Below are 21743 nucleotides of genomic sequence, written 5' to 3' on the forward strand. Positions count from 1 at the left end.
TCCGCGCGTGAGCGGAGCGCCTGTGTCCTCGTCCGCGCAGCGTCCTGACGGCGATTCGGCGCCCGGCGCCGAGCGCCCGCTGAGCGAAGCCTATGCCCTCGAAAGCGCGGGTGCAGCCTTCCACGCGCTCGCCGACACCATGCCGCAGATCGTCTGGTCGACTTTGCCCGATGGATCGCACGATTACTACAACCGGCATTGGTACGAATTCACGGGCGTACCCGCGGGTTCGACCGACGGCGAAGGCTGGGCCGAACTGTTCCATCCCGAAGACCAGCCCAATGCCTGGGAAAACTGGCGCCGGAGCCTCGAGACAGGCGAGCCTTACGAGGTGGAATACCGGCTTCGCCATCATTCCGGGGAATATCAGTGGATGATCGGACGGGCCTTGCCGATCCGGGGTGACGACGGGCAGATCGAGCGCTGGATCGGTACCTGCACCAATGTCAACGAACACAAACGGGTCGCCCTGCTCAACCAGATACTCGGGCAGGAACTCAGCCACCGTATCAAGAACATCTTTGCCATCATCTCCGGCCTCGTCAGCCTGACGGCGCGCAACAACCCCGGCTTCTCGGACATTGCGCAAGAACTGCTGGGCCGGATCTCGGCGCTGGGCAGGGCGCATGAGCTGGTACGCCCGCACAGCGACAGATCCCGCCGCGAAATCGGTGACGTAACACTGCTGAAGCTGATCGAGAGGATCTTCTCGTTTTACCCCGCTTATGACGAGGGGCGTGTCCGGATCGAAGGGGGCGATCTCGAGATCGCGAGCAGCGCGGCGACGCCCATGGCCCTGCTGCTGCACGAGCTGGCGACCAATGCCATCAAGTACGGTAGCCTGTCGGTTCCCGGGGGCACGCTGACCATCAAGCTCGTCGACCTGGGCAATACGATGCAACTGCTCTGGACGGAAAGCGGGGCGCCGAAATCGGAGGAAGAGGAGATCGTCCCCGGTTTCGGCAGCAGGCTGGTCGACCTCGCCGTTCGCAACCAACTTGGCGGCAGTTATACGCGAGCTTGGAAACGGGATGGCCTGCAGCTGGATGTCACCATCGACAAGGCCCGCATTCAGGCGGCGTGAGAATCCCCAAACAGCCGCAGAACGGGGGGCGGGGGAGGCGTAAGACCATTGCGACGGCGCTCGACGAAATCGATCAGCTGGCGCAATTCGCCCACGCCAACCGGCTTCTCGACCGCTCCGATCGTGCCGGACACGCCTTCGCCAAGCTGGGCGGTATTCGCTGTCACGAAGATTACCTGCACGCCGAACTCCGCTGCCAGGCGTCGGCCGATCTCGGGCCCGGTGGCCCCATCCGCCAGGTTGACGTCGACCAGCGCGATATCCACAGTCGCCGCGTCGCGCGCCTCAGCAAGGGCGCTGCTGAGGTTGTCGGCAACACCTATCGGAATGTGACCGAGGTCACGCACGACCTCTTCCATTTCGAGAGCGATCAGGAATTCGTCTTCAACGATCAGAACACGGGCGGGCATGACTAACTACATGATTTTGCTAGATGGGTCTGGGTTTCGTATCAAGATAACGCCGTGCTACCCGCCCGGTTCCGAAAATGTGGCCGCTGTCAGCCCTTGACCTTGTCGGCAAAGCTCTTGCGCAGCTTCATGATCTTGGGCGGGATGACCGCGAGGCAATAGGGATTGCGCTGGCCTTCGCCGTCCCAATAGTCCTGGTGGTAATCCTCCGCCGGATACCATTCGGTCGGATCCTCGATGGTAGTGACGGCGGTTTCGCCTACGTGCTCGGCATTCCAGCGGGCGATGGCGGCTTCGGCCTCGGCGCGCTGGTCGGGATCGAGCGGGAAGATCGCACTGCGATACTGCGTGCCGACGTCATTGCCCTGGCGGTTGAGCTGGGTCGGATCGTGGGTGCCCAGGAACACGTCATAGATTTCGGGCAGCGAGATGGTGGCAGGGTCGAATGTCACCCGGATGGCCTCGGCATGGCCGGTGGTGCCGGTGCAGACCTCCTTGTAGGTCGGGTCGGCCTTGGTCCCGCCGATATAGCCGCTCTCGACGTCGCTCACGCCGATCACGTCCTTGAACACTGCTTCGGTGCACCAGAAGCAGCCGCCCGCGATAATCACTTGTGCCGTATTGCTCATTGTAATCTCCATGGCATTGCTGCGAAGATAGGATCGGAAACCAGATTTGCCATTGCGGCGTTTGGTCTGTGTCCGGAAATTTATGGGGGTTCGTTACAATGAAAAAATTGCTGTTCGCCGCTGCCGCTATTGGCGGTCTCGCTGTCGCTGCGCCGGCCTTTGCCGACCACCACGATTCAGGTGGAATGGACCACGGTGACCATGACAAGAGCGATCATGAGGCGCATGGGCCCGAAATGTTCATGCAGCACCACGGTGAAGCGCTCGGGGCTGCCATCGCTCACCCGAGCCGCGCCGAAGATGCCAAGCGCGACCAGTTCCGCCATCCGGCCGAAACGCTCGCCTTCTTCCATGTCGCGCCGGACATGAAGGTCGGCGAGTATGCGCCGGGTGGTGGCTGGTATTCGCGCCTCCTCGGTCACTATCTCGGCGGCGAGGGGCAATTGGTAGGTCTCTATGCCAATCCGCAGACCGCCTCTGCCGATCCTGCCCGCCAACAGCGTATCCGCGACCAGGCGGCCGGTTTTGCTGACGAGGTTGCCGGGTACACCGGCCTGTCGGCAGATCGCTTTGCAGGCATGACTCTGGAATCGATTCCCGATGACCAGAAGGGCACTTTCGACCGTATCCTCGTCATCCGCGGCCTCCATGGCATTACCCGCACCGGCACTGCCGACACCGAGATGCGGGCGATGCGAGAGCTGCTCAAGGACGATGGCATGCTCGGCATTGTCCAGCACCGTGCCAAGCCCGATGCTCCGTGGAGCTACGCAAACGGTACCAAGGGCTATCTCAAACAGCAGGACGTGATCGATTTCATGCGCCTCAACGGTTTCGAGCTGGTCGGCACGAGCGAAATCAACGCCAACCCGATGGACACCGCCGACCACGCCGAGGGCGTCTGGGAGATGCCGCCGGTGCTGGGCACCAAGCGTGAAGACCTGAAAGACAAGGGCGAAAGCGATCGCATGACGCTCTTGTTCAAGAAGGCCAAGTAAGACTAGAGGGCGGCGCATGCGTGAAGTCACCGTCGCCGCCCTCCAGCTGCCCCTCGGTAGCGATGACGAGCCGACCAATATCGCCGCTGTCGGCGAACTGGTCGAACAGGCCGCCGCGCGCGGGGCCGAGATCGTGCTGCCGCCGGAACTCTTCTCCGGCCCCTATTTCTGCCAGACAGAGGATGAGGCGCTGTTCGCGCTCGCCCGGCCGACGCTGGAGCATCCCTCGGTCATCGCCATGCGCAAGCTGGCGGCGAAGCTGAAAGTCGCGATCCCGACCAGCTTCTTTGAACGTGACGGGCATCATTATTACAACACGCTGGCCATGATCGGACCCGACGGCGAGGTCATGGGCACCTACCGCAAGAGCCATATCCCCGACGGGCCAGGTTACGAGGAGAAGTTCTACTTCCGCCCAGGGAACGACGGCTTCAAGGTGTGGGACGTATGTGGCACCAGCATCGGCGTCGGCATCTGCTGGGACCAGTGGTACCCGGAATGCGCGCGGGTGATGGCGCTGATGGGCGCGGAACTGCTGTTCTATCCCACCGCTATCGGCTCCGAACCCTATGATGCGGAACTCGACACCAGCCACATGTGGCAGCGTGCGATGCAGGGCCATGCGGTCAGCAACTGCATGCCGGTGATCGCCGCCAACCGGATCGGGACCGAAGGCGAGGCGAGCTTCTACGGCCACAGCTTCGTCACCAACGAATGGGGCGACAAGGTCGTCGAATTCGGCGCGAGTGAGGAAGGCGTGCTGGTAGTGACGCTCGACCTCGACCAGGCGGCCAAGCACCGCGCCGGGATGGGCTTCTTCCGCGACCGCCGTCCGCAGCTCTACAGCCGCATCTGCGAGGATGTCTGAGCAGCACCTACCTGATCGCGCTGGGTTCCAACCGGCGGCACCACCGCTATGGCCGCCCGCGCGAGATCGTGCGAACGGCGATGGAAGAACTGGCGGCGCTGGGCACTGTCACTGCCCGCTCCGCGGTAATCTCGACCGCGCCGATGGGCCCTTCGGCGCGCCGCTTTGCCAATGCCGCGCTGCTTCTCGACACAGAGCTTGATCCTGCCTCGCTGCTGGCAGCACTCCAGCGGACCGAACGCGAGTTCGGTAGAAGGCGCTGGCGGCGCTGGGGCGACCGCGTGATCGATCTCGACATCGTGCTGTGGAGCGAGGGATCGGTAAGCTCATCATTGCTGACGATCCCCCATCAGGAATTCCGCGGACGAGACTTCGTACTTGTCCCGGCGAGCAACATCGCCCCCGGCTGGCGCGATCCGCGCACCGGCCTGACGCTGTTGCAGGCAAAAGCCCGCTTGACCCGCAAGCGCCCGCTCCCCTAGGGGAAGCGCCCGAGCCGCCCATAAGTGGGCCGGCCGCCCAGGTGGGCCCTTAGCTCAGTCGGTAGAGCAACTGACTTTTAATCAGTAGGTCGCTGGTTCGAACCCAGCAGGGCTCACCACCTTTCTCCGCATGACAGGTTCTTTTACGGGCCTTACCCTCCGTTAACCATCCGTCTCCATAAGGCGTCTCCAATGGCCGAGATTTGGGGACGGTAATGGACGATCTGCTGGCAGAATTCATCGCGGAGACCCGTGAAATGCTCGAGGCGCTGGGGGGCGAGCTCGTGGCATGGGAAGCTGCGCCCGACGACCGCGAGCGGCTCGATGCGATCTTCCGCTTCGTCCACACCGTGAAGGGCAACTGCGGCTTCTTCGATTTCCCGCGCCTTGAAGCGCTCAGCCACGCCGCCGAAGATGCGCTGGGCGAGGTCCGCGCCGGACGCCGCCTGCCGGACGAAGCGCTGGTCAGCGCGGTGCTCGCCATCATCGACCGGATCGGCGCGCTTACCGATGCCGTGGAGGCTGGTGAGGAAATCCCCGAACAGGGCGACGAACGCCTGATCGCCGCGCTGGCGCATGATCCGGACAAGGCCGAGGCCGCCTCGCTCGCCAAGCCGCAGAAGGACAGCGAAGGCAAGAACCGGGCAGCCGGTGGCAACCAGCGCTCGATCCGCCTGCCGGTCGAACTGCTCGACCGGATGATGAGCGGGGTTTCCGATCTGGTCCTCGCCCGCAACGATCTCTCGCGCGTCCTGCGCGAACTGGGTGCCGATCCGCGCATCGACGGTCCCTTCGAACGCATGACCGCGATCCTTGACGATGTCCGCGATGCCGCGACACGCATGCGCATGCAGCGCATCGAATTCCTGTTCTCGGCCCTGCCGCGCCTCGTCCGCGATCTCGGGCAGGAACTGGGCAAGCAGGTGATGGTCGACCTCGAAGGCCAGGACGTCGAGCTCGACCGCGAAATGATCGAATCGATCCGTGACCCGCTGACCCACATCATTCGCAACGCCATCGACCACGGCCTCGAAACGCCGGCCCAGCGGATCGAGGCGGGCAAACGCGAGATCGGGGTTGTGTCGATCTCGGCGCGCCAGGCCGGCAACCAGATTTACCTCGTCGTCAGCGATGACGGGCGCGGCATCGATGCCGACCGGCTGGTCAAGAAAGCACTGGAGAACGGCATCGTCACGCAGGAAGACGTTGCCGGCATGTCGCTCGCCGACAAGTATAACCTGATTTTTGCGCCGGGTCTCTCGACGGCCAGCCGGGTCACCTCGATCTCCGGCCGCGGCGTCGGCATGGACGTGGTCCGTGCCAATATCGAGAAGATCGGCGGTTCGATCGGAGTCTCCAGCCAGCCGGGCGCGGGCGCGACGATCCAGATGCGCCTGCCGCTGACACTCAGCATCATTGCCACGCTGACGGTGACCAGCGCCGGCCAGCGTTTCGCCTTGCCGCGGTCCGGCGTCGAGGAAGTCATTTATGGAGGTGATCCCGACCTCGGCTACACCGAGCTGGGAGACGGCCGCTTCATCGATTTCCGCGGCCAGCGCATCCCCTGCGTGCCGCTGTCGGAGGTACTGGGACAGGACAACGACCTGCCCATGCTTGCGCGCACCTTCATCGTGATCCGCCATTCGCCGACCGAAGTCAGCGCGATCGTGGTCGACAAGGTGCTCGATCACGAGGAGGCGGTTATCAAACCGGTCGCTCCGGCGATCACGGCAACGCGCCTCTATACCGGTGCGACCCTGCTGTCGGACGGTACCCCGGTGCTGGCGCTCGATATCGCCAATATCGCAGTCGATCACCGGATCGTGACCGACGGCCGCTCGCGGGCGATGGCGCTCGATGTCGATCAGAAGGTTGAGATGGCGCGCGAAGATGCCCAGCGCGTGATGCTGTTCGTCGACCGCGACGGGCAGCAGCGCGCTGTCGAGATGGACTTCGTCGAACGTATCGAGACGATCGCAACCGAGATTGTCGAGCGCCATGCCGGCAACAGCCGCGCGGTCATCGATGGCAAGCTGCGGGTCCTTGCAGGGACCGACGACCGCGAACTCGAAACGGCCAAGCTGCGGCTCCTGCGGCTCCTGCGGCTGCGCGACGAAGCCCGCGAGGCCTTCTACGTCGTGCGTGCGATCATCGATGTCGCCCCGCTCGAAGACGCGATCAAGGAAGGTGCAACCGAAGCCGATACGCGCGGTTATGTCGTGGTTGGCGGTCGCGCGACGCCGCTGCTCGATGCCGCCGCAGTGGTCGCCCAATGGGGCGATGTGCGCGAACAGGAGACACAGCGATGAACGGTGAACTCTTGCTGGTGGCAAGTGTCGCCGGACGCAATATCGCGCTGCCTGCGGCCGATGTCGCTTCTGTGAGCGAGTTGGAGAAAATCACGCTGGTGCCGCGCGCCCCTGACTGGATCGAAGGGATCGGGGCCCAGCGCTCGCGGGCGCTGACCGTGGTCAATTGCCACCGTGCCATCGGCCTGCCTGGCGAGGCCAGAATGGACGCCGACGAGACACGCTGCATTGTCGTCAAGCTCGACGAGCATCTCTATGCCCTTCGGGCCGACCGGATCCTCGATGTCACCATCGCCCAGAGCGATGTCGGACAAGCACCTGCCGGTCTCGGTGCCGAATGGCGAAGGGTCGCCACCGGCGTGATCGAGACCGTTTTCGGTCCTGCCGTCATGCTGGACCTGGCCGCCATTATCGCCGGTCCCGAGCGGCTGGCGGCTTAATCACCTGGTTACCATGTCGCGCTATGACGGCTGCGACCAACAAGGAATGCATCAATGAAGTCGTGTCTGATCGTCGATGATTCGCGGGTGATCCGGAAGGTTTCGCGCCACATTCTCGAAACCCTGGGCTTTGCCGTGGAAGAGGCCGAACATGGCCAGGAAGCGCTCGCCAAGTGCAACGAGGCGATGCCAGACGTGATCCTGCTCGACTGGAACATGCCCGTCATGAGCGGCATCGAATTCATCACCCAGTTGCGTTCGCGCCCCAATGGTGGTGAGCCCAAGGTGGTGTTCTGTACAACCGAAAACGACGTCGCCCATATCCGCGAAGCGATCGACGCGGGTGCGGACGAATATGTGATGAAGCCGTTCGATCACGAAACCCTGCAGATCAAGCTCCAGCTGGTAGGCTGCGCCTAAGGGGGCCCGTCATGGGCTCTGCCCTCGCACAAGACCGGCGCGGAGATAGCCCCGCTCGCAAACCCGGGCAGATCCGGGTGATGGTGATCGACGATTCGATCACCGCGCGTTCGGCGCTGGCCCGCACCATCGAGGCCCGCCGCGACATGACCGTAGTGGCGACCGCCGGTAGTGCGGAGGTCGGCCTCGAACTGCTCGATGACAAGCGTGCCGACGTTATCCTGCTCGACCTCGAGATGCCGGGCATGGGCGGGCTCAAGGCGCTTCCAGCCATCCTCGCCAAAGCGATGGGTGGCAAGGTCCTTGTCGTTTCCACCCTGACGACCGCCGGCGCCGAACCGACGCTGGCCGCGCTGGCAATGGGTGCGGCAGATACGCTGGCCAAGCCGAGCGCAGGCAATTTCGGCGAAGAATATCGCGGCGAACTGCTGGGCAAGATCGTGGCCCTCGCCTGCTCGGGGGGTGCGGTCCAGTCTCGCGAACATACACAGACGGTCGGCGCGCCTTCGCGTCCTTTGCACATGTCCCGGATCAAGCCCGGCGTCATCGCCATCGGTGCTTCGACCGGCGGCATACATGCGCTTGGCCGGTTCTTTGGTGCGCTGCCGCAGTCGGTGACGGCTCCGATCCTGGTCACCCAGCATTTGCCGCAAGCCTTCATGCCCGTCTTCGCACGGCAGATCGCCACCATGTCGGGTCGCCATGCCGAGGTTGCCGAAGAGGGCATGCCGCTCAGGAAAAGCCATGTGCTGATCGCTCCGGGTGACGGGCATCTGTTGCTGCGCGAAAGCAGGGATGGGACTGTCGTCACGATTCAAGATTTCTCTGCACCGAGCGGTTGCCGCCCCTCGGTCGACCCGATGCTGGAATCGGTCGCGAGGCACTTCGGAGCGGCGGGGCTTGGCGTTGTGCTTTCGGGCATGGGCCGCGACGGGACCATCGGAGCGAAGTTTCTCAGTGACGCCGGCGGCACGCTGTTGGCGCAGAATGAAGAGAGCTGTGCCGTGTTCGGCATGCCGCGCGGGATCGTCGAGGCCGGATTCTCGGCTCTGACCGATACGCCCGAGGCCCTGGCAGCCTGGATTGCCAAGCGGGCGGGGGTCGCCTGATGGACGTCAACTCCGCCTCGCTCCAGATCATTGCCGACCTGCTACGCGCGCGCACCGGACAGCATCTGGGCACGGGCCGCATGTGGCGCATCCCGGGCGCGCTGTCGGGCATCTTCCGCGAGCATGACATCTCCAATGTCGACCAGCTGGTCTGCCTGCTGGCGGAACCGCGCGCCGAAAAACTGGCGCGTGACGTGGTCGAAGCCCTGCTCAACAACGAGACCTATTTCTTCCGCGACAAGGTCATGTTCGACATGCTGGCGGAGCAGGTCCTGCCCAAGCTGTGGCAGCAGCGCGCCAACCAGCGCAGCCTGCGGGTATGGTCTGCAGGCTGCTCGAGCGGGCAGGAGCTCTATTCCATAGCCATGCTGCTGCTGGCCCAGCGCGAACGCTGGGCTGGATGGAAGCTCGAGCTGATCGGGACCGACATTTCGCACAAGATCATCACGGCCGCGCGGCAAGGCTGCTTCTCGCAGTTCGAGGTTCAGCGCGGGCTGACCGTGGCGCAGATGCTGGGTTATTTCGATCAGAAGGACGAAGGCTGGTGCCCGCAGGCAGAGCTGCGCAAGATGGTGACTTTCCGCGAACATAACCTGCTTGATCGCCCGCCGGTCGAAGGGCCGTTCGACCTGGTGCTGTGCCGCAATGTACTGCTCTATTTCGATCCGTTGACCCGGGGCCGGGTGTTTGACCGGTTGCGCGAAGGGATCGCGGTGGATGGCCTGCTGATGCTGGGGGCTGGGGAAACGGTAGTCGGCCAGACGGAGCGCTTTGTTCCCGCACGCGATGGTTCGGGCCTTTATTTGCCCCAATCTCAGGCGAGCGAGCCTGCCCGCCGTCGCGCATAACCGGTTCCAAAGCAATCTGGGGCTTAGGGTAAACAGAGGCTTTACGCTTGGTTAGCCTTTGCCCGTTACACCCGTCGCTGCGCAGGACAGGCGCGGAGTTCGCAAGGTTGGTGATGCAGTGAAGGCTATCCGTCCCGAAAAATGGTCGACGAAGCAGCTCGTCTTCGCTCCGATAATCGTACTGTCGGCAATTTTCGCCCTTACCGTAGCGTTGATGGTGGCTTTTGACGGCAACACTCGCTTCCCCTGGCAAGTTCTCGCCGGGATGGGCTTGCTTGCCTATGCCGCTGCCATCTGGGCTCTTGTCCGCTGGGGCTATGCCGGGGTCGACCGGATCGAACAGGTCGGCAAGGTAGACAGCCTGACAGGCCTGCCCAATCGCCGCGCGGTCCACGGCGATATCGCTCGCGATGCGCGTGACAATCAGGACGTCGCCGTGGCCCTGATCGACCTCGACGGGTTCAAGTCGGTCAACGACCACTATGGCCATGGCATCGGCGACATGTTGATCAAGGCAGCGGCCAAGCTCATTTCCGAAACCTGCGGCAAGGATGCGCGGGTCTATCGCCTCGGCGGCGATGAATTCGCGCTGGTGGTGATCGGCTCGATTGCCGGCAACGTTCTGGAAGGTCTCAGTCGCACCGTGATCGAACAGTTCCGTTCGCCGATGATGATCGACGAACGCCGCATCGCGATCGGCGCCAGCATCGGCCTTGCCCGCAGCAATGGCCGTGACGGGCTGTCGAGCTCCGAACTGCTGCGCCGTGCCGATGTGGCGATGTATGCTTCCAAGCGAGGCGGCAAGATGCGCTGCACCTGGTATATCGAGGAATTCGACCGCAATCGCGAGGCGCGTCGCGACCTCGACAACCAACTGCGTGCGGCGCTCGCCAACCAGGAATTCCGGCTGCATTACCAGCCGCTTGTCGACGCCAATTCGGGCGAGATCGTTGCAGTGGAATCGCTGCTGCGCTGGGAGCGACCGGACGGCAAGCCGATCGGCCCCAATGTCTTTATCCCGGTGGCCGAGGAATCGGGCCTGATCAACGCTATCGGCCTGTGGGTGCTGCGCCGCGCTTGCACCGATGCGCGCGACTGGAACGACCTCAAGCTCTCGGTCAACATTTCGGCAGCCCAGCTGCGCAATCCCGAATTTCCGATCCACGTCGGCCAGGTGCTGGAAGAAACCGGGTTCCCGGCCGATCGGCTGGAACTGGAAGTGACCGAGACCTGCCTCGTGCTGGATCCGGTGGTGGTTGGCCGCAGCCTCGATGTGATCCGCCAGTTCGGGGTCAGCATTTCGCTCGATGATTTCGGCACCGGCTATGCCTCGATCGGCTTCCTGCGCCAGTTCCGCTTCGAAAAGCTCAAGCTTGACCGCTCGCTGGTGGTCGACGCGCAGGGCGACGACGGCAGCCGGGCAATGATGCTGTCGAGCATTTCACTGGCCCGCGCGATGGCTATGGGCGTCACTGCCGAAGGCGTCGAAACCGAAGATCAGGCCGCCATGGTGCGGGCTGCCGGGGCCGACCATATCCAGGGTTGGCTCTATTACCGCGCCATGCCGAGCGACCAGATCGACCGGCTGCGCGATAAATTTGTGGTGCCAGGACGTACGGGCACCAAGGGATAACGAAAGGGATACGATGTCGGCTGTTGATGAATTGACACGCGAATGGGCCGGAACGGAGATTCTTTCGGCTCCGACTGCCCGCAACGTCGAGTTGCGGGGCAACCGGACCATCCTCGAACGCGCCTACGGAGCGCTTACCAGCAATCAGAAAATGGCGCTGTCGGTTGTCCTGCCGATATCGTTGATCGTTCTCCCGGGCGCCATTGCCATGGTTGACCTTGCCGGTTCGGCAAGGGTGCTGGTGGCCGGCGCCATTGTCTTTGGCGTCGTCGCCATGCTTATCTTCGGTTGGGTGTTGTCACGAGAAATCCTCGGCGTGACGAACGTCCTCGGCAACTCGCTCTACCGGATCGCCGATGGCGACGTCGATTTTTCCGTGCCATGCCGCGACCGCACGGACGAATACGGGCACATGGCGCGCGCGATCGAGGTCTTGCGCATCAATACGCAGAATCTCGTCTCCATGTCCGAGCAGGAACAGCAAGCCCAGCGTGAACAGCAGCACAGTCGCGAGCGGCAGGTCGCACAGCTGCTCGAGCTGGCCGATCACTTCGACCGCACCGTGGCCGACGTCGTCAGCGGGGTTGCTGCGGCCGCATCGCAGCTCCACGCGACGGCCAGCGACATGTCGCGCACCGCCGAACAATCGACGGACCGCTCGGAAGAGGTCGCCCGCTCGATGGAGGAAGCCGCCGCCGGTGCTTCGGCCGCTGCTGCCGCCAGCGATGAATTTGCCATGTCGATCGGCGAGATCAGCCGCCAGGCAGCGGATTCCGCTGAAATGGCGCGCAAGGCCCGCACCACTGCGGGCGAGGCGGACGAGACGATCTCCGCGCTTGACCAGGCAGCGACCCAGATCGGCCAGGTTGTCGAACTCATCTCGACCATTGCCAGCCGCACCAACCTGCTCGCGCTCAACGCTTCGATCGAGGCGGCCCGCGGCGGCGAAGCCGGGCGCGGCTTTGCCGTAGTCGCTTCTGAAGTGAAGGAACTGGCAAGCCAGACCACCCGCGCGACCGAGGATGTCGCAGCGCAGATCAAGGCGATCCAGGAATCGACCGGCGCCAGCGTTTCGGCGCTGCGTTCGGTCAGTGGCGAAATCCAGCAGATCGAATCAACCGCGATCGCCATCGCCTCGGCGGTGGACCAGCAGTCCGTCGCCGGTCAGGACCTTGCCCGCAGCATCGACCGCGCCGCCCGCAACAGCGAGAATGTCGGCCAGCATGTTCGCGAAGTGCGCGAAAATGCGCTGCGCACAGGCTCTGCGGCGGCCCAGGTGCTCAACTCGGCCAGCGAGCTCGAGAAGCAGGCCTCGACCCTGCGCACACAGGTTGACGGCTTCATGGCCAAGATCCGGGCCGGTACTGCCTGATAAGCCCTTTGGCGGCATTGCGCCGTTCCGCATCCACGGGCATATTGGTTGCGTCTCGCAACGAATATGCCCGTGGGGAGCTGGCCGCGATGATCGAATTCACCGTCAATGGAGAGCCTGTTTCGGTCGAGGCCGATCCGGCTATGCCGATCCTGTGGGTCGTGCGCGAGAAGCTGGGCATGACCGGCACCAAGTTCGGTTGCGGCATCGCCCAGTGCGGGGCCTGTACCGTGCACCTCGATGGCCAGCCGATCCGCAGCTGCTCGACTCCTGTTTCCGAAGCGGCGGGCAAGGCTGTCACCACCATCGAGGGGATCGCCGGGCCCGAGGGCGAACTGACCAAGTTGCAGCAGGCCTGGATCAGCGAGCAGGTGCCGCAATGCGGCTACTGCCAGTCGGGCCAGCTTATGTCGGCCACTGCGCTGCTGCGTGACAATCCCAACCCTTCCGACGCCGATATCGATGCGGCCATGAGCGGCAATATCTGCCGCTGTGGCACCTACACCCGCATCCGCCGCGCGATCAAAGTGGCCGCCGGCCAGATCCCGGCCCGGACCGAGGAGGGCGCGGCATGAACGAGCAGACTTCCCTTAAGCCGGAGCGCAGCCGCTTGGCCAAATGGTCGCGGCGTGGATTTATCGGCGCGGGCGTGCTCGCTGGCGGTGGTCTGCTGATCGGCGTGGGCGTACGGCCGGGCAACCCGGTCGGCAAGCTCGGCCCCATTGTCGCAGGCGGCGAGGGGGAGAGCCTCGTCAACAGCTGGGTCAAGATCGACTCCGACAATATCGTTACCGCCATCGTGCCCCATTGCGAAATGGGGCAGGGCGCGCATTCGGTGCTGGGGCAGATGCTCGCTGACGAACTCGATGCCGCGTGGGACAAGGTTCGCGTCATGCAGGCCCCTGCGGACGGCAACTATGTCGTCACGGATACCGCGCGCATGTTCGTCGCGCCCTTCACACTCAACGCTGCCGACTGGATCGAGCCGACCTGGAACGGCCTGTTCACGCAGATCGGCAAGCTGGCCGATGCGATGATTACCGGCGGCAGTTCTTCGATCCGCACCACCGGGCAGCACCAGATGCGCATCGCGGGCGCCGCGGCGCGCCAGATGCTTGTTGGCGCAGCGGCGGATGCCTGGGGAGTCCCCGCCTCGGAGATCACCACGGCGGACAGCACGCTGTTCCACAAGGCATCGGGCAAGTCCGCGCCCTATGCCGAATTCGCCAGCGCGGCGGCCGAGCAACCGATGCCGCAGACGCCGAAGCTGAAGGACGTCAGCGAATACCGGCTGATGGGCAAGAGCAAGGCCCGCACCGATATTCCCGCCAAGGTCGACGGCAGCGCCAAGTTCGGGATCGATGCCGAGCCGGACGTCGAAGCGCTGGCCTATGCTGCCGTGTGCCGCCCTCCCGTGCCGGGCACAACGGTCACATCGATGGATTCGACCCAGGCGCAGAAGATGCCCGGCGTGCTGCAGATCCTCAACATGGGTGACCACGTCGCCGTTGTGGCGGAAAGTTACTGGCAGGCCGAGCAGGCACTGGGCACGGTGCGGGCCGAGTGGACCGGGTCCGAAAGCCCGATCAAGACCACGGCCGACCAGTTCGCCGCCTTCGCCAAGGCGCTCGCTGAGGCAGGTGACAACGGCGGTACCGAGGCTGCGGGTAAGGGCGATGCGGCGGCTGCCTTCGCGGCATCGGCCAGAACTCTGGAGGCCGAATACAAGGTTCCCTTCCTCGCCCATGCGCCGATGGAGCCGATCAACTGCACCGCCAGCTTCAAGGACGGCAAGTGCGAGATCTGGACCAGCACGCAGGTGCCGCTGATGGCGCGCAGAGCGGCGGCGGGTGCCATCGGGGTCGATGTCGATGACGTCATCGTCCATCACCCGATGCTGGGCGGAGCCTTCGGGCGGCGGCTGGAAAGCGAATATGTCACCATGGCGGCGCGGATTGCCAAGGCGACCAAATATCCGGTCAAGATGATCTGGAGTCGCGAGGAAGACACGCAAAAGTCGATCTATCGCAATGCCGAGCTCTGCCGTTTCAAGGTCGGGCTCGACAAGGACGGCTCGCTGGTCAGCTACAGCAGCGCATTCACCCAGCGCAACGATCCGCCCCAGGCCTGCGTCCCGGCGGGCTATGACATTCCCAATCTCTCGGTCCGGGTAGCCGAGGCACCGCTGCACCTGCCCTTTGCGGCGTGGCGCTCGGTCGATCATTCGCAGCACGGCTTCTTCATCGAAAGCATGATCGACGAAGCTGCGCATGCGGCGGGCAAGGATCCGCTCGAATATCGCATCGCCATGTTGTCCAATGCGCCGCGCCACAAGGCGGTGCTGGAAAAGCTGCGGCAAGCGAGCGCATGGGACACCCCGGCGGGCGAGGGCAAGGGCCGCGGTGTGGCCATGGTCGAAAGCTTCGGCACGATCGTCGGTCAAGTCGCCGAAGTTGACATGACCGGCGGCAAGCCGCGCGTGACCAAGGTCTGGGCGGTGGCCGATCCGGGCTATGTCATGAACCCCGATGGCTTTCGCAACCAGATCGAGGGCGGTATCATCTTCGGGCTGACGGCCGCTCTTTATGGCGAACTCGACCTGCAGGACGGCGCGGTCGTGCAGAGCAATTTCCACGACTACCGCATGATGCGCATGGACGAGGCACCCGATATCGAAGTGGCGCTGATCAACAGCGGGCCGGTGCCGGTGGGCGGCGCGGGCGAACCCGGCCTGCCACCCGCCGCGCCCGCGCTCACCAACGCCATTTTCGCTGCGACGGGCAAGCGCCTGCGCGAACTGCCGATCGCCAAGCAGTTTGCCTGAAGGGATTACCATGTCGATGCGCCTGACTGTCACCGTTCTTGCCGTTCTCGCCCTGGCCTCCTGCGGCGCCGAAGAACAACCGCCCGTCGAACAGATCGTGGTACGCGAACCGGGCCAGCCTGCGGCACAGCCGGGGGCGGAGGCGGCGGCAGGCTCTTCCGACTTGGTCGCCGCGGGCAAAGCCGCCTTTGCCAGCTGTGCGGCCTGTCATTCCGTCGATCCGACCGGGGCGTCGGGCATCGGGCCCAATCTGCATGGCGCGTTAGGCCGCAAAGCCGCGGCGGTGGAAGGCTTCGCTTATTCCGATGCGCTGGCGAATTCGGGCCTGACCTGGACGGAGGGCGAGCTTGACGCGTTCCTTGCCGGTCCGGCGACCAAGGTGCCCGGCACATCGATGGCGGCCGGGGCAGTGAGCGACGCGGCGACCCGCACGGCCATCATCGCCTATCTCGCCACGCTGACCGGCTAGGCCCGCCTTGGACCAAGGCCGCGTTTTCGCCTTTCTGCAGGCACGACAGGCAGCGGGCCAGCGCTGCGTGCTGGTGACTGTGCTCAGCGTCGAAGGCTCATCCATGCGCAATCCGGGCACGCATATGGGGGTGGCCGAGGACGGCAGCTTTGCCGGGTCGCTGTCAGGCGGCTGCATCGAGAACGCGGTGGTGGCCGAGGCGCTGGCGACACTGACAGCAGGTGCTCCCCGCGTGGTCCGGTTCGGCGCCGGCTCGCCCTTTGTCGATATCAAGCTGCCCTGCGGCGGGGGGCTCGATATCCATTTCCAGCCCCTCGATGGGCCAGGTCTGGTCGGTCGGGCCTGCGAAGCGATTGCCGCGCGCGAGCCGTTTTCCATCAGGATCGACGAAGAGGCACGATTTCTTGCAGGTTGGCATCGGGGCGATCGCGCCTTCGGCCATTGGCCCGAACTGCGCCTGCTGATAGTCGGCCATGGTGCAGGGGTAGAAGCGCTGGCAAGGCTGGCGCGCGCGATGGAATTGGGTTGCCATGTCCTGACCCCCGATCCGCGTATCCTTGCCAGCCTTGGAACGCAGGGACTGGCCGTCACAAAGCTGGAAAGGACCAGCGACACCCATCTGCTCGCCAGCGACCCGTGGACTGCCATCGTGTTCCTGTTCCATGACCACGACTGGGAAGCGCAGCTGATGGCGCAGGCACTCGCTTTGCCGCATTGCGCCCTCAGCGCGATGGGCAGCCGAAAAGCGCATGCAGCGCGGTGCGAGGCATTGGCCAGCGCTGGCGTGGGCGCTGACGCCATCGCTTCGATCCGGGCGCCGCTGGGCCTGTTCCATTCCTCGCGCGACCCGGAGACGCTGGCGTTGAGCGCGCTGGGCGAGATCGTGCAGGCGTACCTGTCGGCGGATTTCGGGGCCCGGATTGGCTAGCCTGCAGCCAGTGGCCGTTGCGGTGCTGGCAGCGGGCCAGTCGAGACGGTTTGGGGCTGACGACAAGCTGGCGGCGCAATTTCGCGGGACGATGCTGGGATTGCACGCGTGCCGCACACTCTCGCTGCTCCCTTTCGCCCAACGCTGGGTGATTGCCTCGGACGCGCGGCATCCTTGCGGCAAGGGTTGGCGCGAAGCCGGATTTACTGTTGTTCCCAATCCGCATGCCGGGACTGGCATGGGCAGCTCTGTCGCACTGGCCGCGAAGCTGGCCCAGGACGCAGGCGTAACTGCACTGCTGATCGCGCTGGCGGATATGCCCTTGGTTCCCGCATCCCATTTCGCTGACTTGCTGGAGCATGCACGCCCCGATGCGCTGGTCACATCGCACAATGGTACGTCGCCAACGCCGCCTGCGCTTTTCGGTAGTGCCCATTTTCCGCAACTTAAGGAAGCGACCGGCGACACCGGGGCGCGGGCCTTGGTCTCTGGCGCGGAAGCTCTCACCTGCGAATCCGAATGGCTGGTCGATATCGACGACCCTTCGGCGCTCGCCCGCTACTCTTGACCGCCGCGCCATGACGTTCGTCGAACGCGGCATTGGCATTGCTGTGCGCGCTGCCTAGAACTTCGCGCCAACAGAACATCCAACCGGGGGATTGTCTCATGAAAACTATTCACGCCCTGCTGGCGACCAGCGCGCTTGTGCTGTTGCCGGCCACCGCCTTTGCCCAGGACGCCGCGCCGGAGCCTGCCGAAGCGGCCGCGCCCGCTGCTGCATCGGCAGAGGACGCCAAGAAAGACGAGAAGTGGGACGTCAACGCCCCCCAAGGCGCCACCATCAGGCAGGTGCCGATCCAGACCGATGAAGGCACCTGGATGGATGTCGATGTCTCGCCTGACGGACAGACGCTCGCCTTCACCCTACTGGGCGATATCTACACCATGCCGATCTCGGGCGGTACGCCGACGCGGATTGCGGAGGGGATGGCGTGGGAGGTCCACCCGCGCTTCTCGCCCGATGGCAAGCGGATCGCCTTCACTTCCGACCGCGGCGGTGGCGACAACATCTGGCTGATGAACGCGGACGGCAGCGACAAGAAGCAGCTGACCAAGGAAGACTTCCGTCTGCTCAACCAGCCGAGCTGGAGCCCGGATGGCGAGTACATCGTCGCCAAGAAGCATTTCACCACCGGCCGCTCGCTCGGCACGGGCGAAGTCTGGCTCTACCATGTCTCTGGCGGGGGCGGCGTCAAGCTGGTCGAGCGGCCCAACGAGGCGCACCAGAAGGAACTGGGCGAACCGGTCTATGCGCCCGATGGCAAGTCGATCTATTTCACTCGCAACGACACCGGCGGGCCGATTTTCGAGTATGCGCAGGATTCGAATGCCGGCATCTTCGTGATCGAGAAATACGACATCGAAAGCGGCGAGCGCAGCACGGCGGTCGATGGCTATGGCGGCGCGGTTCGTCCGGCTCCGTCGCCAGATGGCAAGAGCATCGCCTTCGTCCGCCGAGACAAGGACCAGTCGCAGCTGTGGATCAAGGATTTGGCCAGCGGCGCGGAAAAGATGATCTACGGCAAGCTCGACCTCGACGTGCAGGAGACCTGGGCCGTCACCGGTGTCTATCCCAACATGGACTGGACCCCTGATGGCCGGTCGATCGTGTTCTGGGCCGGTGGCAAGCTCCGCCGCGTAGACAAGGACGGTTCGGGCGAAGCGGTGATCCCGTTCCGGATCGACGATACCCGCGACATCGCCGATGCGCCGCATCCGGTGATCCCGGTCGCGCCGGAAAGTTTTACGACATCGATCCCGCGCTTCGCTACGGTTTCACCCGATGGCTCTTCTGTCGTCTACGAAACGCTGGGCAAGCTTTATACCCGGCCGGTGAGCGGAGGCACGCCCAAACGGCTGTTCTCGGCCGAGGGGCTGGAGGCCTGGCCGTCGTTCAGCCGCGACGGCAAGAGCATCACATTCGTGCGCTGGACCGACGACGGACTGGGCAGGGTCGTCGTTGCCAATGCCAACGGCGGGGGCGAGCGGGTGGTGACGAGCCAGCCGGGGCATTATGCCGTTCCGAAATTCTCTCCCGACGGCAAGACCATCGTGTTCGAGAAGCGCGGCGGGGGTTACCTCACCGCGCCGGAATATTCCGACGCGCAGGGTGTTTATCGCGTCGCTGCGAGTGGCGGCACGCCTGCACTGGTGTCCGATAGCGGCGCTGCGCCGCAGTTCGGGGCCGACAACGACCGGCTGTTCATGGTCGAAGGCGGCGGGGGCGGCATCTCGCTGGTTTCAACCGACCTGAGCGGAGAAGCCAAGCGGACCCATGCCAAAGGCGACCTGGCCAGCGAATTCCACGTCTCGCCCGACGGCAAGCTGCTTGCCTTCCGCCAGAACTACGAGGTCTTCGCGATGCCGCTGATGCCCGGCGGGCAAGCGGTAGGCGTGGGCGAGAATGGCGGATCGCTGCCGGTTACCAGAGCCTCGACCGGAGGGGCGGACTACATCGGTTGGGCCGACGGCGGCAAGACCCTGACCTGGACGATGGGGCCGGTGCTTTACCGGGCTAACACCGATGCGTTTTTTGCCGACGCGCCGGGGTCGGGTGCGAAGTTCACGCCGCCATCCGACGGTATCTCGCTGGCCATGACCCAGCGTGCGGCCAAGCCAAGCGGGACCGTGGTGCTGACGGGGGCCAAGCTCCTCACCATGGCGGGCGACGGTGCTGGCGCAATCGAGAACGGCACGATCGTGATCGAGGGCGATCGCATCACGGCGGTGTTCGACAGCACGACCGCCCGCTTCGCCCCGCCGGCCGGGGCGAAGGTCATCGATATGTCAGGCAAGGTCATCATGCCGGGCCTGGTCGATGCCCATGCCCACGGACCGCAGGGGGTTGGTGACCTGATCCCGGAACAGAACTGGTCGCTGATCCAGAACCTCGCACTTGGCACAACGACGATCCACGATCCCTCGTCACAGGCGAGCATGATCTTCGCCGCATCGGAGCGCCAGCGGGCCGGTATGCTGCTGGGGCCGCGGATCTTCTCGACCGGCGAGATCATCTATGGTGCCAAGTCGCCCAGCGTCTATGCCCGCATCGACAGTTATGAAGACGCGCTGGCCCATGTCCGCCGGATCAAGGCCCAGGGCGGCATCTCGGTCAAGAACTACAACCAGCCGCGTCGCGAACAACGCCAGATGGTCGTCCGCGCCGCCGCTGAAGAAAACATGCTGGTTGTGGCTGAGGGCGGCTCGCTGTTCGGCATGGACATGAATCTGGTGGCCGACGGAAATTCTACGGTCGAGCACAATGTCCCGGCTGATGTGTTCTATGAGGACGTGCTGCAGTTCTTCGGCCAGAGCAACAGCAACTACACCCCGACGCTGGTGGTGACCTATGGCGGGCTGGCGGGAGATCCCTACTGGCGGCAGGCGACGGATGTGTGGCTCAATCCGCTGATGGTTCATACGCCGACCAAGATGCTGCTTGCCGAAACGGCGCGTCGGACGAAGGCGCCTGAATGGGCCTTCGTCGATGACAATGCGGCGCGCGAAGCCAAGAAACTGGCGGACCGCGGCGTGAAGGTCAGCATCGGCGCGCATGGCCAGCAGGCCGGGATTGCGGCGCATTGGGAGCTGTGGAGCTTCGTGCGCGGCGGCATGACCCCGGTCGAGGCGCTGCGGGCAGGAACCATCGTTCCCGCGCAATCGCTTGGCATGGCGGCGGATATCGGCAGCCTCGAAGTCGGCAAGCTCGCCGACCTGGTAGTGCTCGATGCAGACCCCAGCGTGGATATCCGCAATTCGGACAAGATCGCCCAAGTGATGCTCGGCGGTCGGCTCTACGATGCCAAGACCATGGACGAGGTCGAGACCGGCACTGCCAAGCGCAAGCCCTATTGGTGGGAATGACCGAGCCTAGCCCGCGCGCCTGAGCATCTGCTGCGGCGCGCGGGTTATGGCCGGGCGAGTCGGACGCTCGTGCCGCAGCCGCCCGCTGTTCTTGCCCAGCACCAGCGCCAGTTCGGTACGGCGCAGCGTGTCTTCGGCGCAGCGACTGAACTCGGCGATCCCGGCAGAGGCAGAGAGGGGCAGGGTGACCTTGCCCGCGCGCAATTCAGCGGCAAAGACATGCTGAACCTCGTGGCACAGGCGGGATGCCTCGGCGTGACCGGTATCGACCAGCAGCACGGCAAAGCAGCTTCCGCCGATACGGGAAACGGTATCGCCCTTGCGCATCACTGTGCGAAGGACCTCGGTGAAGCCGGCCAGCACTTCGTCCCCGAAGCGATGCCCCAGCCGGTGGTTGATGGCGCGGAAATGATCGATCGCCAACAGCGCCAGGGTTCCCTCAAGGCCTTGCGTCGTCACATGGCCAAGCATGGCATCGAAGGCGATGCGATTGGTCAGGCCCGTCAACGGGTCGGTCATGCGCGCGGTAAACAGCCGGTCCTCCAGCATCCGCCGTTCATGCACGTCGTGCAGAATGCCGAGCACGTCGCGTCGTCCGTCTCGCTCGCGTGCGGGGACGAGTCGCATCGCATACCAGCGACCGTCGTGCGATCCGCCCGCGACTCGGAACTCGGTCCAGCCACGCTCGGCGTTGCCTGCTGCGGCTAACGCCAGCTCCGCCTCCACCGCGCGCAGGTGATCATACGCCACCAGGTCCTGCAGTCGCGGCGGGATCAGGACTGCGGGAAGGGGCTCGCCAAGCATGGCAATGCCCTGCGAGGCATGGACGATGAAGCCGTCGCTATCCGTCTTGAAGAGAATGTCACTTGCAGTACCCGAAACCAGCTCGCACAGTTGCGCGAGTTCCCCTGCTGAAAAATCCAGCATCATACTATCTTTGCCCCCAAAGACCCGCCCGCAATGTTCTTGCGACCGCTATTTATAGTTTCCCTGTTA

General features: G+C 64.4%; 20 protein-coding genes and 1 tRNA gene. 18 read left to right on the forward strand and 3 right to left on the reverse strand.

Features of this window, described 5'->3' with window-relative positions:
- Positions 1-7 precede the first annotated feature (7 nt).
- The gene (locus LY632_RS04310) at positions 8-1084 is read left to right on the forward strand and encodes a PAS domain-containing protein (RefSeq protein ID WP_234092577.1); all 1077 of its coding nucleotides are present in this window, start codon (positions 8-10) and stop codon (positions 1082-1084) included.
- On the opposite strand, the gene LY632_RS04315 is transcribed toward LY632_RS04310, so the two are convergent.
- Positions 1072-1494, reverse strand: a complete 423-nt coding sequence (locus LY632_RS04315) for a response regulator (RefSeq protein WP_234092578.1) — start codon at positions 1492-1494, stop codon at positions 1072-1074. The two genes, LY632_RS04310 and LY632_RS04315, sit on opposite strands and share 13 nt — an antisense overlap.
- Positions 1495-1583: 89 nt before the next feature.
- Positions 1584-2123, reverse strand: a complete 540-nt coding sequence (gene msrA, locus LY632_RS04320) for a peptide-methionine (S)-S-oxide reductase MsrA (protein WP_234092579.1) — start codon at positions 2121-2123, stop codon at positions 1584-1586.
- Between the two features lie 98 nt (positions 2124-2221).
- Between msrA and LY632_RS04325 the strand changes: the two genes are divergently transcribed.
- The 17 genes from LY632_RS04325 to LY632_RS04405 all read left to right on the forward strand — a co-directional run bounded on the left by LY632_RS04325 (position 2222) and on the right by LY632_RS04405 (position 20747).
- Positions 2222-3121, forward strand: a complete 900-nt coding sequence (locus tag LY632_RS04325) for a class I SAM-dependent methyltransferase (RefSeq protein ID WP_234092580.1) — start codon at positions 2222-2224, stop codon at positions 3119-3121.
- A 16-nt stretch (positions 3122-3137) separates the two neighbouring features.
- The gene (gene aguB / locus LY632_RS04330) at positions 3138-3989 is read left to right on the forward strand and encodes an N-carbamoylputrescine amidase (RefSeq protein WP_234092581.1); all 852 of its coding nucleotides are present in this window, start codon (positions 3138-3140) and stop codon (positions 3987-3989) included.
- 68 nt (positions 3990-4057) lie between these two features.
- Positions 4058-4471, forward strand: coding sequence for a 2-amino-4-hydroxy-6-hydroxymethyldihydropteridine diphosphokinase (gene folK, locus LY632_RS04335; RefSeq protein WP_234092582.1), 414 nt, complete (start codon positions 4058-4060; stop codon positions 4469-4471).
- Between the two features lie 43 nt (positions 4472-4514).
- Positions 4515-4590 (forward strand) — tRNA-Lys (locus LY632_RS04340).
- A gap of 96 nt (positions 4591-4686) precedes the next feature.
- Positions 4687-6780: a chemotaxis protein CheA gene (locus tag LY632_RS04345; protein WP_234092583.1), complete on the forward strand. Its 2094-nt coding sequence runs from the start codon at positions 4687-4689 to the stop codon at positions 6778-6780.
- Positions 6777-7220 (forward strand): chemotaxis protein CheW, encoded by a 444-nt coding sequence (locus LY632_RS04350; RefSeq protein WP_234092584.1) that lies wholly within the window; start codon positions 6777-6779, stop codon positions 7218-7220. The genes LY632_RS04345 and LY632_RS04350 overlap by 4 nt, the downstream gene beginning before the upstream one ends.
- 54 nt (positions 7221-7274) lie before the next feature.
- A complete protein-coding gene (locus LY632_RS04355; RefSeq protein WP_234092585.1) occupies positions 7275-7640 on the forward strand; it encodes a PleD family two-component system response regulator in 366 nt (121 codons plus the stop codon).
- Between the two features lie 11 nt (positions 7641-7651).
- Entirely contained in the window at positions 7652-8749 is a 1098-nt protein-coding gene (gene cheB, locus LY632_RS04360; protein ID WP_234092586.1) for a chemotaxis-specific protein-glutamate methyltransferase CheB, read from the forward strand.
- The gene (locus tag LY632_RS04365) at positions 8749-9597 is read left to right on the forward strand and encodes a protein-glutamate O-methyltransferase CheR (RefSeq protein WP_234092587.1); all 849 of its coding nucleotides are present in this window, start codon (positions 8749-8751) and stop codon (positions 9595-9597) included. The genes cheB and LY632_RS04365 overlap by 1 nt, the downstream gene beginning before the upstream one ends.
- Before the next feature lie 118 nt (positions 9598-9715).
- Positions 9716-11230: a bifunctional diguanylate cyclase/phosphodiesterase gene (locus LY632_RS04370; protein WP_234092588.1), complete on the forward strand. Its 1515-nt coding sequence runs from the start codon at positions 9716-9718 to the stop codon at positions 11228-11230.
- A gap of 13 nt (positions 11231-11243) precedes the next feature.
- The gene (locus LY632_RS04375) at positions 11244-12602 is read left to right on the forward strand and encodes a methyl-accepting chemotaxis protein (protein WP_234092589.1); all 1359 of its coding nucleotides are present in this window, start codon (positions 11244-11246) and stop codon (positions 12600-12602) included.
- 89 nt (positions 12603-12691) lie between these two features.
- On the forward strand, positions 12692-13177 hold the full coding sequence (locus LY632_RS04380; protein WP_234092590.1) for a (2Fe-2S)-binding protein: 486 nt from the start codon (positions 12692-12694) through the stop codon (positions 13175-13177).
- Positions 13174-15426 (forward strand): molybdopterin cofactor-binding domain-containing protein, encoded by a 2253-nt coding sequence (locus LY632_RS04385; protein ID WP_234092591.1) that lies wholly within the window; start codon positions 13174-13176, stop codon positions 15424-15426. Before LY632_RS04380 ends, LY632_RS04385 begins: the two co-directional genes overlap by 4 nt.
- Positions 15427-15436: 10 nt before the next feature.
- The gene (locus LY632_RS04390; protein ID WP_234092592.1) at positions 15437-15895 is read left to right on the forward strand and encodes a cytochrome c family protein; all 459 of its coding nucleotides are present in this window, start codon (positions 15437-15439) and stop codon (positions 15893-15895) included.
- A 7-nt stretch (positions 15896-15902) separates the two neighbouring features.
- On the forward strand, positions 15903-16823 hold the full coding sequence (locus LY632_RS04395; protein ID WP_234092593.1) for an XdhC family protein: 921 nt from the start codon (positions 15903-15905) through the stop codon (positions 16821-16823).
- The gene (locus LY632_RS04400) at positions 16816-17391 is read left to right on the forward strand and encodes an NTP transferase domain-containing protein (protein WP_234092594.1); all 576 of its coding nucleotides are present in this window, start codon (positions 16816-16818) and stop codon (positions 17389-17391) included. The genes LY632_RS04395 and LY632_RS04400 overlap by 8 nt, the downstream gene beginning before the upstream one ends.
- A gap of 98 nt (positions 17392-17489) precedes the next feature.
- Entirely contained in the window at positions 17490-20747 is a 3258-nt protein-coding gene (locus tag LY632_RS04405; protein ID WP_234092595.1) for an amidohydrolase family protein, read from the forward strand.
- 6 nt (positions 20748-20753) lie between these two features.
- On the opposite strand, the gene LY632_RS04410 is transcribed toward LY632_RS04405, so the two are convergent.
- Positions 20754-21677 carry a sensor domain-containing diguanylate cyclase gene (locus LY632_RS04410; RefSeq protein WP_234092596.1) on the reverse strand — a complete coding sequence of 308 codons (924 nt, stop codon included), beginning with the start codon at positions 21675-21677 and terminating at the stop codon, positions 20754-20756.
- Positions 21678-21743 lie beyond the last annotated feature (66 nt).

The organism is Erythrobacter sp. SDW2 (assembly GCF_021431965.1).
Lineage (GTDB): Bacteria > Pseudomonadota > Alphaproteobacteria > Sphingomonadales > Sphingomonadaceae > Parerythrobacter.

What these genes read in the sequence shown, in the direction of transcription:
- LY632_RS04405 (WP_234092595.1), top strand. Translation starts at nt 17,490, where the DNA reads ATGAAAACTATTCACGCCCTGCTGGCGACCAGCGCGCTTGTGCTGTTG.
- LY632_RS04375 (WP_234092589.1), top strand. Translation starts at nt 11,244, where the DNA reads ATGTCGGCTGTTGATGAATTGACACGCGAATGGGCCGGAACGGAGATT.
- LY632_RS04380 (WP_234092590.1), top strand. Translation starts at nt 12,692, where the DNA reads ATGATCGAATTCACCGTCAATGGAGAGCCTGTTTCGGTCGAGGCCGAT.
- LY632_RS04350 (WP_234092584.1), top strand. Translation starts at nt 6,777, where the DNA reads ATGAACGGTGAACTCTTGCTGGTGGCAAGTGTCGCCGGACGCAATATC.
- cheB (WP_234092586.1), top strand. Translation starts at nt 7,652, where the DNA reads ATGGGCTCTGCCCTCGCACAAGACCGGCGCGGAGATAGCCCCGCTCGC.
- LY632_RS04355 (WP_234092585.1), top strand. Translation starts at nt 7,275, where the DNA reads ATGAAGTCGTGTCTGATCGTCGATGATTCGCGGGTGATCCGGAAGGTT.
- LY632_RS04315 (WP_234092578.1), bottom strand. Translation starts at nt 1,494, where the DNA reads ATGCCCGCCCGTGTTCTGATCGTTGAAGACGAATTCCTGATCGCTCTC.
- LY632_RS04325 (WP_234092580.1), top strand. Translation starts at nt 2,222, where the DNA reads ATGAAAAAATTGCTGTTCGCCGCTGCCGCTATTGGCGGTCTCGCTGTC.
- LY632_RS04345 (WP_234092583.1), top strand. Translation starts at nt 4,687, where the DNA reads ATGGACGATCTGCTGGCAGAATTCATCGCGGAGACCCGTGAAATGCTC.
- LY632_RS04365 (WP_234092587.1), top strand. Translation starts at nt 8,749, where the DNA reads ATGGACGTCAACTCCGCCTCGCTCCAGATCATTGCCGACCTGCTACGC.
- LY632_RS04385 (WP_234092591.1), top strand. Translation starts at nt 13,174, where the DNA reads ATGAACGAGCAGACTTCCCTTAAGCCGGAGCGCAGCCGCTTGGCCAAA.
- aguB (WP_234092581.1), top strand. Translation starts at nt 3,138, where the DNA reads ATGCGTGAAGTCACCGTCGCCGCCCTCCAGCTGCCCCTCGGTAGCGAT.
- LY632_RS04390 (WP_234092592.1), top strand. Translation starts at nt 15,437, where the DNA reads ATGTCGATGCGCCTGACTGTCACCGTTCTTGCCGTTCTCGCCCTGGCC.
- msrA (WP_234092579.1), bottom strand. Translation starts at nt 2,123, where the DNA reads ATGAGCAATACGGCACAAGTGATTATCGCGGGCGGCTGCTTCTGGTGC.
- LY632_RS04410 (WP_234092596.1), bottom strand. Translation starts at nt 21,677, where the DNA reads ATGATGCTGGATTTTTCAGCAGGGGAACTCGCGCAACTGTGCGAGCTG.